This window comes from Pseudomonas sp. B8(2017) (assembly GCF_002113575.1).
GTDB lineage: Bacteria > Pseudomonadota > Gammaproteobacteria > Pseudomonadales > Pseudomonadaceae > Aquipseudomonas > Aquipseudomonas putida_Z.
The window spans coordinates 16,157-28,879 of record NZ_NEIO01000015.1 but is presented as its reverse complement, the minus strand read 5'-3'; the positions used below and the strand labels follow the sequence as shown (position 1 = coordinate 28,879).

Genomic DNA, 12,723 nt, shown 5'->3' with positions numbered 1-12,723 from the left:
ATGATTTAAATGGAGTTTATTTGATTCGTAAGGCTGGCATGCAGGCTGCAATTACCTGTTCAGGTTTGAACAAGAATTACAGCAGGAGGAGCCGGCATGACCCGCCAATCCGTCAACCGCTTGCAGAGCGCTGCACTGCCCCTGAGCCAGGTGCTTTCACTCGGCCTGGCGCTGTTGCTGACCTTGGCCGCTGGCCTCTTCTATTACAGCTGGCAGACCGCGCGCCTGACCGAGCAAGTGGCGGCGCAGACCGCCCTGTTGACGCAGATTCAGGCAACCCGTGCCAATACCTTGGTCAAGGCCGCCGACCCGCTTCCAACTGGCCAGGCCACCGCGTCACCGGCCACCCTGGAAAGGGTCGTACCCCAGGACCGCTGGGTGTTCTGACCGCTGGCCTTAACGATTTCAAAAAAGAAAGGAGAACCACCATGCTGAGTTGGGCTATCACTTTCCTCATCATCGCCATTGTCGCCGCCGTACTGGGCTTCGGTGGTATCGCGGGCGCTGCCACCGGTATCGCGAAGATTCTGTTCATTGTCTTCTTGGTGCTGTTCGTAGCCTCCTTCTTCTTTGGACGTGGACGAGGTTGAAGATGGGCAGGAAGCGTTGGACATCCCTGGCTGCCGCCCTGTTACTGGGCGGCAGTGCGGCGGCGATGGCGGCCAATGACGGCCAGGTCCGAGTCGACCAGCTGCTCGGCTCGGACCCGGAGTACCGGGAAACCTGGCAGGACACGATTGAAGGCGAGGAACGTCTGCCTGATTGGGTGGTCAATCTGACCGGCAGTGCCCAGCAGCAGATGTCTGCCGTTACCGAAGACGGCGACAAGTACCTGGTCGGCCCATTGTGCGAACGCCAGGACAACTGCACCTACAAGCGCCTGATCGTGGCGTTCAGCTGGGACAAGGACGATGCCTACGGGATGCTCGTGGAGGTACCCGAAGGTTTGCCGAGCGACAAGTCGCCCACCCGTCACGCGCAGTACCGCTGGCTGGGTAAGCCGGACGACGGCATGAAGGCGATGCTGCAGGAGCAGCTCAAGCGTGACCCGAACTGGTACTGAGCATTTGCACCCGGTACGGAGAAAAGGTCATGCACTGTCACGAAATAGAAGCTGAACCTTTCTATATTTTCAGCCTTCTATGATGCGCCGCCCCGAGGAGGGGCTGCTCATGACCAAGGGGCCGGGCTGTTCTGATTGTTGCAGGATCGGAGTGGCCTAGGGGTACAGGGAGTGCCTCCAGCAATGGGCCGGGTCAGGAAAGGCGGAATCGGAAGTTTCAGGTCGGCGATGCCATAGGGGCATCTGGCCAGACCTGACTTCCGAGGAGCCATGTAGGAAACGTCTCTTCCCTGCGCGATTTTCTCTTCGAGACACATTTTGTCTCGACCGTACATCAATTTTTTTTCGATCAACCTGGCGCTCGTTCAAGTGGCATTTCGGCCATTCGGATTGTCGAACAAGCCATCGCCCCTGTTCTTCTTACCCTGCCAAATCTGCCTAAATATGGCGGTTTGGTCTTGTTCGGGATTCCGAACGTTGTAAATCAAGCACTTGCGAACCTCCCGTTTTGGTCAAAAATGTTATGCATAAACGGCATGGGGTATGCGCTTCCGGCATTAGATTTCCCCCTTTGCCATCGCAATAGTTGCCGCCTTTTTCGCCGGCCCGAGCGCCCTGTCGCTCGCCTGCGGTGTCCTTACATGAAGGTGCCGGACGGAAGCATCTGCTGCTCGTGACCTTGCCAACGGCTCTGTTACGCGCGTTTCCGTTGGGTGCCCATGACCACTAGAACAAAGGGTAAAGACATGAAGAAGGCAAAACTGAGCCTCGCCTGGCAGATCGTCATCGGTCTGGTCCTGGGTGTTGCAATCGGCGCGCTACTGAATCATTTCAGTGCAGAAAAGGCATGGTGGATCAGCAACGTCCTCCAGCCCGCTGGTGACATCTTCATTCGCCTGATCAAGATGATCGTCGTCCCGATCGTGATTTCGTCGCTGATCGTGGGTATCGCCGGGGTTGGCGACGCGAAGAAACTGGGCAGCATCGGCCTGAAGACCATCATCTACTTCGAAGTGGTGACCACCATCGCCATCGTCGTGGGCCTGGTGTTGGCCAACCTGTTCCACCCGGGCGCCGGCATCGACATGAGCACCCTGGGTACCGTGGACATCTCCAAGTACCAGGCTACCGCGGCCGAAGTGCAGCATGAGCACGCGTTCATCGAAACCCTGCTGAACTTGATCCCGTCGAACATCTTCGCAGCGCTGATGCGTGGCGAAATGCTGCCGATCATCTTCTTCTCGGTAATGTTCGGCCTGGGCCTGTCGAGCCTGCAGGCAGAGCTGCGCGACCCGCTGGTGCGTACCTTCCAGGCGGTTTCCGAGACCATGTTCAAGGTCACCCACATGATCATGAACTACGCCCCTATCGGCGTGTTCGCCCTGATCGCCGTGACCGTCGCCAACTTCGGTTTCAGCTCGCTGCTGCCGCTGGCCAAGCTGGTGCTGCTGGTGTACTTCGCCATCGCCTTCTTCGCCTTCATGGTGCTGGGCCTGGTTGCCCGCCTGTTCGGCTTCTCGGTGATCAAGATCATGCGCATCATGAAAGATGAGCTGATCCTCGCCTACTCCACCTCCAGCTCGGAGACCGTGCTGCCGCGTGTGATCGAGAAGATGGAGAAGTACGGTGCACCGAAGTCGATCTGCTCGTTCGTGGTACCGACCGGCTACTCGTTCAACCTCGACGGCTCGACCCTGTACCAGAGCATCGCGGCCATCTTCATTGCCCAGCTGTACGGTATCGACCTGTCCTGGAGCCAGCAGCTGCTGCTGGTGCTGACCCTGATGGTCACTTCCAAGGGTATCGCTGGCGTACCGGGTGTTTCCTTCGTGGTGCTGCTGGCCACCCTGGGCAGCGTGGGCATCCCGCTGGAAGGCCTGGCCTTCATCGCCGGTGTCGACCGCATCATGGACATGGCCCGTACCGCCTTGAACGTTGTGGGTAACGCCCTGGCAGCCCTGGTCATTGCTCGCTGGGAGGGTATGTACGACGCCGCCAAGGGCGAGAAGTACTACGCCTCGCTGATGGCCGGCAAGCAGGAAGCGGCCATGGTTGGCGAAGCTGCCAAGCGCTGAGCCTGACTGCTGTTTGACCAAAAGCCCCGACTTGTCGGGGCTTTTTGTTGCCTGTGAGATTCCAGGCTGCTCGCGGACCCTTTTCTCGAGGCCTGCGCGATCCCTGTGGGAGCGGGCTTGCCCGCGAACACCGGCGAAGCCGGTGCCATCCACCGCGTTGCCTACTTCGCGGGCACGCCCGCTCCCACAGTGTCCTGTGTCAGGTCTGCGGTCTCCAGCCTTACGCCCCGATACGCTATCATTCGGGCATTTTTCAGGGGGAACACACGGATGCTCAACGGCCTTTGGCTTGGCTTTTTCCTGGTGGCGGCAGTGTCCGCCCTGGCCCAATGGCTGGTAGGCGGCAACGCCGGCATCTTCGCGGCGATGGTCGAGAGCATCTTTGCCATGGCCAAGCTGTCGGTCGAGGTGGTGGTGCTGCTGTTCGGCACGCTGACCCTGTGGCTGGGCTTTCTCAAGATCGCCGAGAAGGCTGGCATCGTCGAGTGGCTGGCCAAGGTGCTCGGCCCGCTGTTTGCCCGACTGATGCCGGAAGTCCCGCCCGGCCACCCGGCCCTGGGCCTGATCACCATGAACTTCGCCGCCAACGGCCTGGGCCTGGACAACGCCGCCACGCCGATCGGCCTGAAGGCCATGCGCGCACTGCAGGAGCTGAACCCCAGTAGCACCACGGCGAGCAATGCGCAGATCCTGTTCCTGGTGCTCAACGCCTCGTCGCTGACGCTGCTGCCGGTGACCATCTTCATGTACCGGGCCCAGCAAGGCGCGGCGGACCCGACCATGGTGTTCCTGCCCATCCTGTTGGCCACCAGTGTCTCGACCCTGGTCGGCCTGCTGTCGGTGGCGGTGATGCAGCGCCTGCGCCTGTGGGACCCGGTAGTGCTCGCCTACCTGATCCCCGGTGCATTGCTGCTGGGCGGGTTCATGGCCTTTCTCGGCACCCTCTCGGCGGCCGCGCTGGCGAGCCTGTCGTCGATCCTGGGCAACCTCACGTTGTTTGGCGTGATCATCCTGTTCCTGGTGATCGGCGCCTTGAAGCGGGTGAAGGTGTATGAAGCCTTTGTCGAAGGCGCCAAGGAAGGCTTCGATGTGGCCAAGGGCCTGTTGCCTTACCTGGTGGCGATGCTGGTGGCGGTGGGTGTATTGCGGGCCTCAGGCGCCCTGGAGCTGGCCTTGGACGGTATTCGCCATGCGGTGACCTGGCTGGGCCTGGACACCCGCTTCGTCGAAGGCCTGCCCACGGCATTGGTCAAGCCGTTCTCCGGCAGTGCGGCGCGGGCGATGCTGATCGAGACCATGCAGACCCACGGTGTGGACAGCTTCCCGGCGCTGGTGGCGGCGACGATTCAGGGGAGTACCGAAACCACCTTCTACGTGCTGGCGGTTTACTTTGGTGCGGTGGGTATCCAGCGCGTGCGCCATGCCGTCGGTTGCGCATTGCTGGCGGAGTTGTCCGGTGTCATCGCAGCGATCTTCGTCTGCTACTGGTTCTTCGCCTGACCTTTTTTGGGGCCGCTTTGCGGCCCATCGCCGGCAAGCCAGCTCCCACCTTGACCTCACAGACTTCAAGGCATGCGAAGTACCTGTGGGAGCTGGCTTGCCGGCGATGAGGCCCTGACAGGAGATAGAACCGGGCCTGACTCAACGGACTGATGGTGGCTGTGCACTACCCGCCTGGGCAATGGTCCAACTGACCACCTGCCCGGTCAGCTGGTCGCAGGCCTTCCCGAAGCCGGCAACCACCGCTGATACCTGCTTGTCGGCCAGCGGCTGGCGGATTTCGAAGCGTTTGCTGGCCAGAATGCGTTGGCTGCGGCCCTGGACCAGACGTGCGTCATAGCGGATCACTACCTCCACCGCCCCGCCCTCGCGGTATTCGGCCTGGAACGCCTGCAGCTCGCCAGCCAGCTCGTAGTCGGCCTGCAGGTTGCTGTCGTCGGCGCTAAGGCGCTGTACCTGGCCGTCACGCTGGAAACCGTCGAGCAGGCGGTTGCGCAGCAGCACCGGTACTGCGTCGCTCCAGCGCGCGCCTTTGTAGCTGCTGACCACATCGCCCTGGGGAATCACGGCAATCCGTGGCCCGGCCAGCACTTCGCTGGCCAGCGGCTTGTTCAGGCGCAATGACCAGTCCAGCGCCGGCGCCGTCCGGCCGGGCTGGTTCACCGGCAGACGGTACAGGTCGACGGGCTCGCTCTGCGGCAGGATCGAGCAGGCACTGGCCAGGCTCAGTGCAGCCGCCAGGGCCAGCAGGCGCAGCGACGGTTTCATGGTTGGAACTCCTTGTTGTTGTCGCGGCCGAGCAGGTAGCCGCTAGGGTCGGCCTCCAGTTGCCGGGAAATGCCTTTGAGTGCGTTGAGGGTTTCGCGCAGCTCGCGAATCGCTGGGGTCAGCTGGTTCAGGCCCTGGGCACCGTCGCCGATGGCTTCGCGGTTGTCCTCGAGCAGGCGGTTGATGGTGGCCGTGCTCTCGGCCAGTGACTGCATGGCCTGCTCGGCGCTGCCGATTGCCTGCTTGCCTTCGCTGCCCAGCAGGCCGTTGGCATTGCGCATCAGTGCCTGGGTTTCGGCCAGGGTGGCGCTGGCCTGCTTGCCCACCTGCACCAGTTGCTCGATGGCCTGGGTGATGCTGCCGTGCTGGCCAGCGAAGGCGCCGGTGGTCTTGTCGAGGTTGGACAGGGTGTTGCTGAGGTGGCCGATGTTGTCCTCGGAAAACATCTGGTTGGCGTTGTGCAGCAGCAGGTTGATGTTGGTCACCAGGTCGCTGCTGTCATTGAGCAGGCGCGAGATTGGCGAGGGCGATGCGATGATCACTGGCAGCTTGCCGTCCTTGCCTTTCAACTCGGGGCTTTGCGGGGTGCCCCCGCTGAGCTGGATGAACGAGTTGCCGGTCACGCCGGCCAGGGTCAGCTTGGCCTGGGTGTCTTCCTTCACCGGGGTGTCGGCGCTCAGGCGCACCCGTGCCAGTACCCGGCGCGGGTCTTTTGGGTCCAGGCGCAGGGTGGACACGTCGCCTACCTTGATGCCGTTGTACTGCACGGGGCTGCCGCGGGACAGGCCGGAGACGGCTTCGTTGAACACCACTTCGTAGTCCTTGAAGGCGTCGTCGACACTCGACTTGGCCAGCCACAGGCCGAACAGCATGGCGCCGGCCACCACCAGGACGGTGACCAGGCCGATAAGAACGTGATGGGCTCGGGTTTCCATTGCTCAGCGCTCCTGCCCGGCACGGGTGGCGGCCTGCTCGGCTGCGCGCCCGCGTGGGCCATGAAAGTATTCTTGAATCCAGGCGTCGTTGGTCTGCTCGACCTCGGCCAGCGGGCCGGCCACCAGGACCTTCTTCTGCGACAGCACGGCGATGCGGTCGGTAATGGTGTACAGGGTGTCGAGGTCGTGGGTGATGAGGAACACCGACAGGCCCAGGGCGTCACGCAGGGTCAGGATCAACTGGTCGAAGGCGGCGGCGCCGATCGGGTCCAGACCAGCGGTGGGTTCGTCGAGGAACAGGATGTCCGGGTCCAGTGCCAGGGCACGGGCCAGCGCGGCGCGCTTGATCATGCCCCCCGACAGCGAGGCCGGGTACTTGTCGGCGGCCGAGATCGGTAGCCCGGCCAGGGCCAGTTTCACTCCGGCCAGGTGCTCGGCATCGGCGCGGGACAGCCCGGCGTGCTCGATCAGCGGCAACGCCACGTTTTCGGTGACGGTCAGCGAAGAGAACAGCGCGCCCTTCTGGAACAGCACGCCGAAGCGCCGCTCGACCAGTGAACGCTGCTCTTCGCGCAGGCCGGCCAGGTCCTGGCCGAACACCTTGATCTGCCCTTCGTCGGGCCGCCGCAGGCCGACGATGCTGCGCAGCAGCACCGACTTGCCGCTGCCCGAGCCGCCGACCACGGCGAGGATCTCGCCGCGATACAGGTCGAGGTCGAGGTTTTCGTGCACACTCTGGCGGCCGAAGCGGTTGCAGATGCCGCGGGCCTCGATCACGCGTTCCTGGCCACTCACCAGCCCATCTCCATGAAGAACAGTGCGGCCACCGCATCCAGCACGATGACCACGAATATCGACTGCACCACCGCCGAGGTAGTGTGTGCGCCCACCGATTCGGCGCTACCGCTGACCTTGAAGCCTTCCAGGCAGCCGATGGCGGCGATCAGGAAGGCGAAGAACGGTGCCTTGGCCAGGCCGACCAGGAAGTGCTGTACGCCGATGTCGCTTTGCAGCAGCGACAGGAACATGGCTGGCGAGATGTCCAGTGACAGCGCGCACACCACCGCACCGCCGACGATGCCGCAAATCATCGCGATGAAGGTCAGCAAGGGCAGCGAAATCAACAGCGCCAGTACGCGCGGCACCACCAGCATCTCCATGGGGTTCAGGCCAAGGGTGCGGATGGCATCGATTTCCTCGTTGGCCTTCATCGAGCCGATCTGCGCGGTGAACGCGCTGGCGGTGCGGCCGGCCATGAGGATAGCGGTCAGCAGCACGGCGAACTCGCGCAGGAACGAGAATGCCACCAGGTCGACGGTGAAGATGGTCGCACCGAAATCGGCCAGCACCGTGGCGCCGAGGAAGGCCACCACCGCCCCCACCAGGAAGGTCAGCAGGGCGACGATGGGCGCGGCGTCCAGGCCGGTCTGTTCGATGTGCGCCACGACCGGGGTGAAGCGCCAGCGATGAGGTTGCAGGGCGCGGCGCAGCAGGGTTTCGAGGATCAGGCCAACGAAGCCGAGCACCTGCATGGTGTCTTGCCACAAGGTACCGACGGCGCAGCCGATGCGTTCCAGCAGCAACAGCAGCACGTTACGCTCGGGTTCCTTGACCGGGATGCAGTAGTCCTGCACCGAGCAGTAGACGTTCTTGAGCAGGGCGCGGCTGGCTTCGGGCAGGCCGTGGGTGCAGCGCGACAGGCGCTCGGAGCCGAGCAGTTCGGCCAGCAGCGAGGCACCGGCGGTATCCAGGCGGCCCAGTTGGCTGAGGTCGGCGACGGTATCGGCAGCGTATTGCGCGCGCAGGCGCTCGCTCTCACGCTTGAGGCTGGCGTAGTGCGCCAGGGTCCAGTCACCGGTAATGCGCAGGCAGGCCGGTTGGCTACTGGTGTCCAGGGTGGCGCTGGGGGTGGTCATCGGCTCCATGCTACTGACTCGGCGCTAAGGCTTAGGGCCTGATCATAGCGCAGCGGGCATGGGCTGTTTGGTGATTATGTGCTGTCTTCACGGACCTTGGGGGCTGCTTTGCAGCCCATCGCCGGCCAGCCAGCTCCCACATGGAGCGGGTTGTCGCTGGCCCTGTGGGAGCTGGCTGGCCGGCGATGGGCCGCAAAGCGGCCCCTTTCACTCACCCCGCGGGCGCTTCGTCGACCACCTTGAAGCGCAGCACGCCAATGACCTGCCCATCTTCGGTCAGTACCCTCACCTGCCACTTGCCCACCGGGTTCGGCGGGAAGTTCTGCTTGTGCGTCCAGGCCCGGTAACCCTCCTTGCGCCCGCCGTGGATGTCCAAGGCAATACGGTCGACTTCCTGGCCGTCCTTTTGCCACACATGGTAGATCCGCTCGTTCAGGCCGCGTGGCGCGTTGATCGCGGTGTAGGCGTACAGGCCGCTGCTACGGATGCGGCTGGCAGCAATTTCGTGCAGCGAATCGCCCGGCTGGCGGTTCAGCACTTCGGTGCTTACTGCCACTTCGGTCATCCACAGGGTCGCTGGCGGCACCCAGGAGCGCAGCAGCCAGCCCCCGCCGCCGACCGACAGGGTGACCAGCACCAGGGCCACGGCGCGGCGCCAGTTGTTGATCGGGAAGCTGCTGGCCAGGCTGGGGAACGACAGGGCCATGGCTGCAATCAGGGCCAGCTTGAAGCTTTGCGCTGTGGTCAGGTGCAGGATTATCGGCAGCGCGGTCAGCAGGGCGGCGAACAGGGTCAGGGTATGCAGCGCCAGGAACAGCCAGCGCCGCGGTGCCAGCCACTTGTAGTACAGCGGGTCGATGATCGAAATCAGCCCGGCGGCACCGAGCAGGCCGGTGAACACCAGTTGGCCGCTGTTCCAGGTGGTGGTGATGAAGAAGAACGGCAGTACGAAGAACAGTGATTCCTGGTGGATCATCTGCGTCGCGTAGCGCAGCAATGGCTGCGGTATTTCGCGGTTGAAGGTGCGCGCGAACAGGCCGGTGAGGGTGTTTTCCAGCATCAGCCAGAGCCAGCTGACCAGCATGAGCACAGCTACCCAGCTGGCAAGGCCAGCCTGACGGTCGACCAGGATGAAACTGCCGATGCCGGAGAGGAAACCGCCGAGCGCGATGATGCCGGGGTAGCGTTTGAGCAGTTCGATGATGCGCTGGACGATGTGGGGGATTTGGGGCATTGGGGGCTACAACAGAATGGGTGAGGTGACTGTGCTGGGCTCTTCGCGGGCGTGCCCGCGAAGAGGCCGGTACTGGCAAAAGGATACCGTCGTTTCACTGCTCGCGTGTAGCACCGCTCGGTTTTTCCGGACCATGCCGACGCCAGCGCAACAGCCCCGCTGCCAGGATCAGCCCCAACAGCAAGGCAACCAGCCCGTAGAGCTCATCATAGCCAAGCAATGGTTTCTCGATACGCACATAGCCATCTTCCTTGAGCAGTTCCTTCAGCGCCTCGTTGGCCTGCGCCAGACTGACCTGGCGCAGCTTGCGCACCGGGTTGACGAAGCGCCCGTCGCTATAGTCATTCAGCGCGCCCCAGTAGTAGTCGGCCAAGGCGCTGTTGCCCTGGGTGCTCCAGCTTTCCTTGGCGACGCTGGCGTACTTGATGCGCTCGAAGGTGTCCGGGTCGAGGCCTTCCTTGCGCAGGTGGTTGAACAATTTCTGCATCACCTCGACCGCCTGGTCGATATCCTCGCGCTCCAGGTCGGCATTGAGGCTTAGCAGGCCGGTGTCGCCAAAGCTTTCGCGTTTTGCCGAAGGGCCGTAGGACAACCCGTTGCGCAGGCGCAGCTGGTCGTACAGCGCCCAGTCCAGGTAGTGCGACAGCAGGTCGAGGGTGGCCTGGTGGTCGTTGTCCAGCACCGGCTCGACGAACAGCCAGTGCAGCTTGACGCTGTCACCCAGCCAGCCGCGGGTCAGGTCGCGGCGCTGTGCAGCTTGCTGGCCGATGCTTTCCAGGGTGCGGCGCTCCTCCGGCTCGGTGGCGGGCAGCTCGCCAAAGGTGCGCTCCAGGTAGGCCGGCAGCAGGCGGTCGAGGCCGCCGACCACGATCAGGGTCATATTGTTGGCCGCGTACCAGCGGTCACGCAAGGTGTTCACCTGCTCCAGGGTCATGTCGTCGAGGTTGGAGCGCTCCGGGCATTTCAGGCCCAGCTCGGTGGCCAGCTGGTCACTGGCGGGGTGGCCGATGTCCTGGCGGTCGAGCCAGCGCTGGAGGTGGCCATAGTGGCCGCCATCCTCGCGCTCTATGATGCGCTTGGCGGTGGCCAGGGCCTTGGCATCGATGCGGGTGTCGTGGATCACCGCCAGCAGCAGGTCGAGGATTTTGCGCTGGTTGCGCGCCGGGGCTTCGATGACGAAGGTGGTGTCGGCGCTGCTGGTGTAGGCATTCCACTCGCCGCCCAGCGATTGCAGGCGTTCTTCCAGGCCGCCCTCGCCAGTTTCGTCGATGCCGCTGAACAGCAGGTGTTCGAGCAGGTGCGGCAGCTCTTTCTGCTCGCAACTGAAGTCATCCAGGCCGACGCCGACCACCAGGCGAATCGCCACATGGTCACGTTCATAACCGTTTTTCAGGATGACCTGCAGGCCGTTGGGCAACAGGTAACCTTCAACCCGCGAGCGGTCGAGGGCGAATGAGGGCAGGCTGCAGATCAGCAGGCAAACGAACATCAGGCAACGCATGGGCGAGCTTGGGTCCTCAGGTAGGCGAAATCACGGCAGACGGGCTTCGTCCGGCACGCTGTCGAGCATCAGCCCGCCCGTGTCCGAGCCGCCCAGTACCACATAGGCACTGCTACAGAACAAAGAGTTCAACCGTTTCATGTCGGCGATCAGCTCCAAGTGTAGCGAACTGGTCTCGATACTTTGCACTACCTTGCGCTGCAAGCGGCTGACATGGGCGTGGGCAAGGCGCCGTTCCTGGGCGCGAAAACGGCGTTTTTCCCGCAGCAGCAAGCGGGCGCTTTCCGGGTCGGCGCTGAGAAACACCGACAAGCCCAGGCGCAGGTTGGCCAGCAGCTGTTCCTGCAAGCCGGTCAGCTCTTCCAGGCCCACCTGGGAGAACTCCCGGCGTTGGCTGGTTTTCTGCTGTTGGACCTTGCGCAGCATGCGCTCGATCAGGTCGCAGGCCAGCTTGAGGTTGATCGCCAGTTCGATGATTTCTGCCCAGCGGCGGTTGTCCTGTTCGCTGAGGTCTTCACGCGACATCTGCGCCAGGTAGAGCTTGATCGCGCTGTACAAGGCTTCGGCGTCCTCGCCGAGGGCGCGGACCTGCTGCGGCAAGGCGGCCTGGGTACCGCGCAGGGCACCGAGCATGGCTTCGAGCAGGCTGTCGACGATATCGCCCAGGCGCAGGGTTTCGCGGGAGGCGTTGGCCAGGGCCAGGCTGGGTGTTTCCAGCGCCGAGGTGTCGAGATGGCGCGGGCGAATCTGGCCGTTGCCGTTTTCCCGTTCGGGCAGCAGGGTGTTGCACAGCCGGCCCATGGGTTTGACCGTGGGCAGCATGATCAGGCAACGCAGCGTGTTGTAGAGCAGGTGGAAGCCGATGACCAGCTCCTGTGGGCTGAAGCTCAGTGAGTCCATCCAGCCCACCAGCGGGTGCAACACGGGGATGATCAGCAGCAGGCCGATCAGCTTGTACAGCAGGCTGCCCAGAGCCACCCGGCGTCCGGCGGCGTTTTGCATGCTGGTGCTGATGAAGGCCAGCAGCCCGCTACCGATGTTGGCGCCCACCACCAGGCCGATGGCCACCGGCAGGCTGATCACTTCGGCACCGGCCAGTGTTGCGGTGAGCAGCACGGCCGCCAGGCTGGAATAGGAAATCATGGCGAACAGAGCGCCGACCAAGGCGTCGAGCATGATGTCACCGGTCAGCGAGGCGAACAGCACCTTCACGCCTTGGGCGTGGGTAATCGGCGTAGCTGCCTGCACGATCAGCTCCAATGCCAGGATGATCAGGCCAAGCCCGATGCCTACCCTGCCCAGCTGGCCGGCCCTCGTCTGTTTGCGTGAGAGGAAGAAGATAACACCCAGGAAGATCAGCAGCGGCGACAGCCAGGACAGGTCCAGGGTCAGCACCCGGGCCATCAGCGCGGTACCCACATCGGCGCCGAGCATGATTGCCAAGGCCGGGGTCATGGCCATCAGGCCCTGGCCGACGAACGAGGTGACGAGCATGGCGGTGGCGTTGCTGCTTTGCACCATGGCCGTGACCAGAATGCCGGCGACGAACGCCAGCGGGCGTTTGCTCATGTTGTGGCTGATGATGCGCCGCAGGCTCGAGCCGAATACCCGAAGGATGCCGGTACGCACGATGTGAGTGCCCCAGACCAGAAGCGTAACGGCCGAGAGCAGGTTGATCAGGGTCAGCATGGCGACGGCCCCCTGTTGCATTGGCCCAGAGGGCCAAGAGAC

12 protein-coding genes are annotated in these 12,723 nt (G+C 63.4%); 5 read left to right on the top strand and 7 right to left on the bottom strand.

The window, feature by feature from the left end; translation table 11 throughout:
• Positions 1-96 precede the first annotated feature (96 nt).
• The 5 genes from CAG22_RS19585 (at position 97) to CAG22_RS19565 (ending at position 4,638) form a co-directional block, all read left to right on the top strand.
• Complete coding sequence (locus CAG22_RS19585) at positions 97-387, top strand: hypothetical protein (RefSeq protein ID WP_025337233.1); 291 nt, start codon at positions 97-99, stop codon at positions 385-387.
• A 41-nt stretch (positions 388-428) separates the two neighbouring features.
• A complete protein-coding gene (locus CAG22_RS19580) occupies positions 429-590 on the top strand; it encodes a DUF1328 domain-containing protein (protein ID WP_003252966.1) in 162 nt (53 codons plus the stop codon).
• A 2-nt stretch (positions 591-592) separates the two neighbouring features.
• Positions 593-1,063, top strand: coding sequence for an inhibitor of vertebrate lysozyme family protein (locus tag CAG22_RS19575; protein WP_025337234.1), 471 nt, complete (start codon positions 593-595; stop codon positions 1,061-1,063).
• A gap of 746 nt (positions 1,064-1,809) precedes the next feature.
• Positions 1,810-3,138 (top strand): glutamate/aspartate:proton symporter GltP, encoded by a 1,329-nt coding sequence (gene gltP / locus CAG22_RS19570; RefSeq protein WP_025337235.1) that lies wholly within the window; start codon positions 1,810-1,812, stop codon positions 3,136-3,138.
• A 270-nt stretch (positions 3,139-3,408) separates the two neighbouring features.
• The gene (locus CAG22_RS19565) at positions 3,409-4,638 is read left to right on the top strand and encodes a nucleoside recognition domain-containing protein (protein WP_085705990.1); all 1,230 of its coding nucleotides are present in this window, start codon (positions 3,409-3,411) and stop codon (positions 4,636-4,638) included.
• Positions 4,639-4,779: 141 nt separating this feature from the next.
• Here CAG22_RS19565 and CAG22_RS19560 read toward each other — a convergent pair whose 3' ends face one another.
• The 7 genes from CAG22_RS19560 to CAG22_RS19530 form a co-directional block, all read right to left on the bottom strand.
• Complete coding sequence (locus CAG22_RS19560; RefSeq protein WP_085691566.1) at positions 4,780-5,406, bottom strand: ABC-type transport auxiliary lipoprotein family protein; 627 nt, start codon at positions 5,404-5,406, stop codon at positions 4,780-4,782.
• Complete coding sequence (locus CAG22_RS19555; RefSeq protein WP_046616914.1) at positions 5,403-6,341, bottom strand: MlaD family protein; 939 nt, start codon at positions 6,339-6,341, stop codon at positions 5,403-5,405. Before CAG22_RS19555 ends, CAG22_RS19560 begins: the two co-directional genes overlap by 4 nt.
• 3 nt (positions 6,342-6,344) lie before the next feature.
• A complete protein-coding gene (locus CAG22_RS19550) occupies positions 6,345-7,136 on the bottom strand; it encodes an ABC transporter ATP-binding protein (protein WP_015268492.1) in 792 nt (263 codons plus the stop codon).
• Entirely contained in the window at positions 7,133-8,266 is a 1,134-nt protein-coding gene (locus CAG22_RS19545) for an ABC transporter permease (protein ID WP_025337239.1), read from the bottom strand. Before CAG22_RS19545 ends, CAG22_RS19550 begins: the two co-directional genes overlap by 4 nt.
• A gap of 202 nt (positions 8,267-8,468) precedes the next feature.
• Positions 8,469-9,491 carry a DUF5924 family protein gene (locus CAG22_RS19540; protein ID WP_085691568.1) on the bottom strand — a complete coding sequence of 341 codons (1,023 nt, stop codon included), beginning with the start codon at positions 9,489-9,491 and terminating at the stop codon, positions 8,469-8,471.
• Between the two features lie 94 nt (positions 9,492-9,585).
• Positions 9,586-10,992, bottom strand: a complete 1,407-nt coding sequence (locus CAG22_RS19535; protein ID WP_075046868.1) for a pitrilysin family protein — start codon at positions 10,990-10,992, stop codon at positions 9,586-9,588.
• Positions 10,993-11,022: 30 nt separating this feature from the next.
• Positions 11,023-12,681 carry a Na/Pi cotransporter family protein gene (locus tag CAG22_RS19530; RefSeq protein WP_085705989.1) on the bottom strand — a complete coding sequence of 553 codons (1,659 nt, stop codon included), beginning with the start codon at positions 12,679-12,681 and terminating at the stop codon, positions 11,023-11,025.
• Between the last annotated feature and the right edge of the window lie 42 nt (positions 12,682-12,723).

Bases quoted from the DNA above. Each gene is read 5' to 3' on its own strand.
- CAG22_RS19585 (WP_025337233.1), top strand. From the start codon at position 97: ATGACCCGCCAATCCGTCAACCGCTTGCAGAGCGCTGCACTGCCCCTG.
- CAG22_RS19580 (WP_003252966.1), top strand. From the start codon at position 429: ATGCTGAGTTGGGCTATCACTTTCCTCATCATCGCCATTGTCGCCGCC.
- CAG22_RS19575 (WP_025337234.1), top strand. From the start codon at position 593: ATGGGCAGGAAGCGTTGGACATCCCTGGCTGCCGCCCTGTTACTGGGC.
- gltP (WP_025337235.1), top strand. From the start codon at position 1,810: ATGAAGAAGGCAAAACTGAGCCTCGCCTGGCAGATCGTCATCGGTCTG.
- CAG22_RS19565 (WP_085705990.1), top strand. From the start codon at position 3,409: ATGCTCAACGGCCTTTGGCTTGGCTTTTTCCTGGTGGCGGCAGTGTCC.
- CAG22_RS19560 (WP_085691566.1), bottom strand. From the start codon at position 5,406: ATGAAACCGTCGCTGCGCCTGCTGGCCCTGGCGGCTGCACTGAGCCTG.
- CAG22_RS19555 (WP_046616914.1), bottom strand. From the start codon at position 6,341: ATGGAAACCCGAGCCCATCACGTTCTTATCGGCCTGGTCACCGTCCTG.
- CAG22_RS19545 (WP_025337239.1), bottom strand. From the start codon at position 8,266: ATGGAGCCGATGACCACCCCCAGCGCCACCCTGGACACCAGTAGCCAA.
- CAG22_RS19540 (WP_085691568.1), bottom strand. From the start codon at position 9,491: ATGCCCCAAATCCCCCACATCGTCCAGCGCATCATCGAACTGCTCAAA.
- CAG22_RS19535 (WP_075046868.1), bottom strand. From the start codon at position 10,992: ATGCGTTGCCTGATGTTCGTTTGCCTGCTGATCTGCAGCCTGCCCTCA.
- CAG22_RS19530 (WP_085705989.1), bottom strand. From the start codon at position 12,681: ATGCTGACCCTGATCAACCTGCTCTCGGCCGTTACGCTTCTGGTCTGG.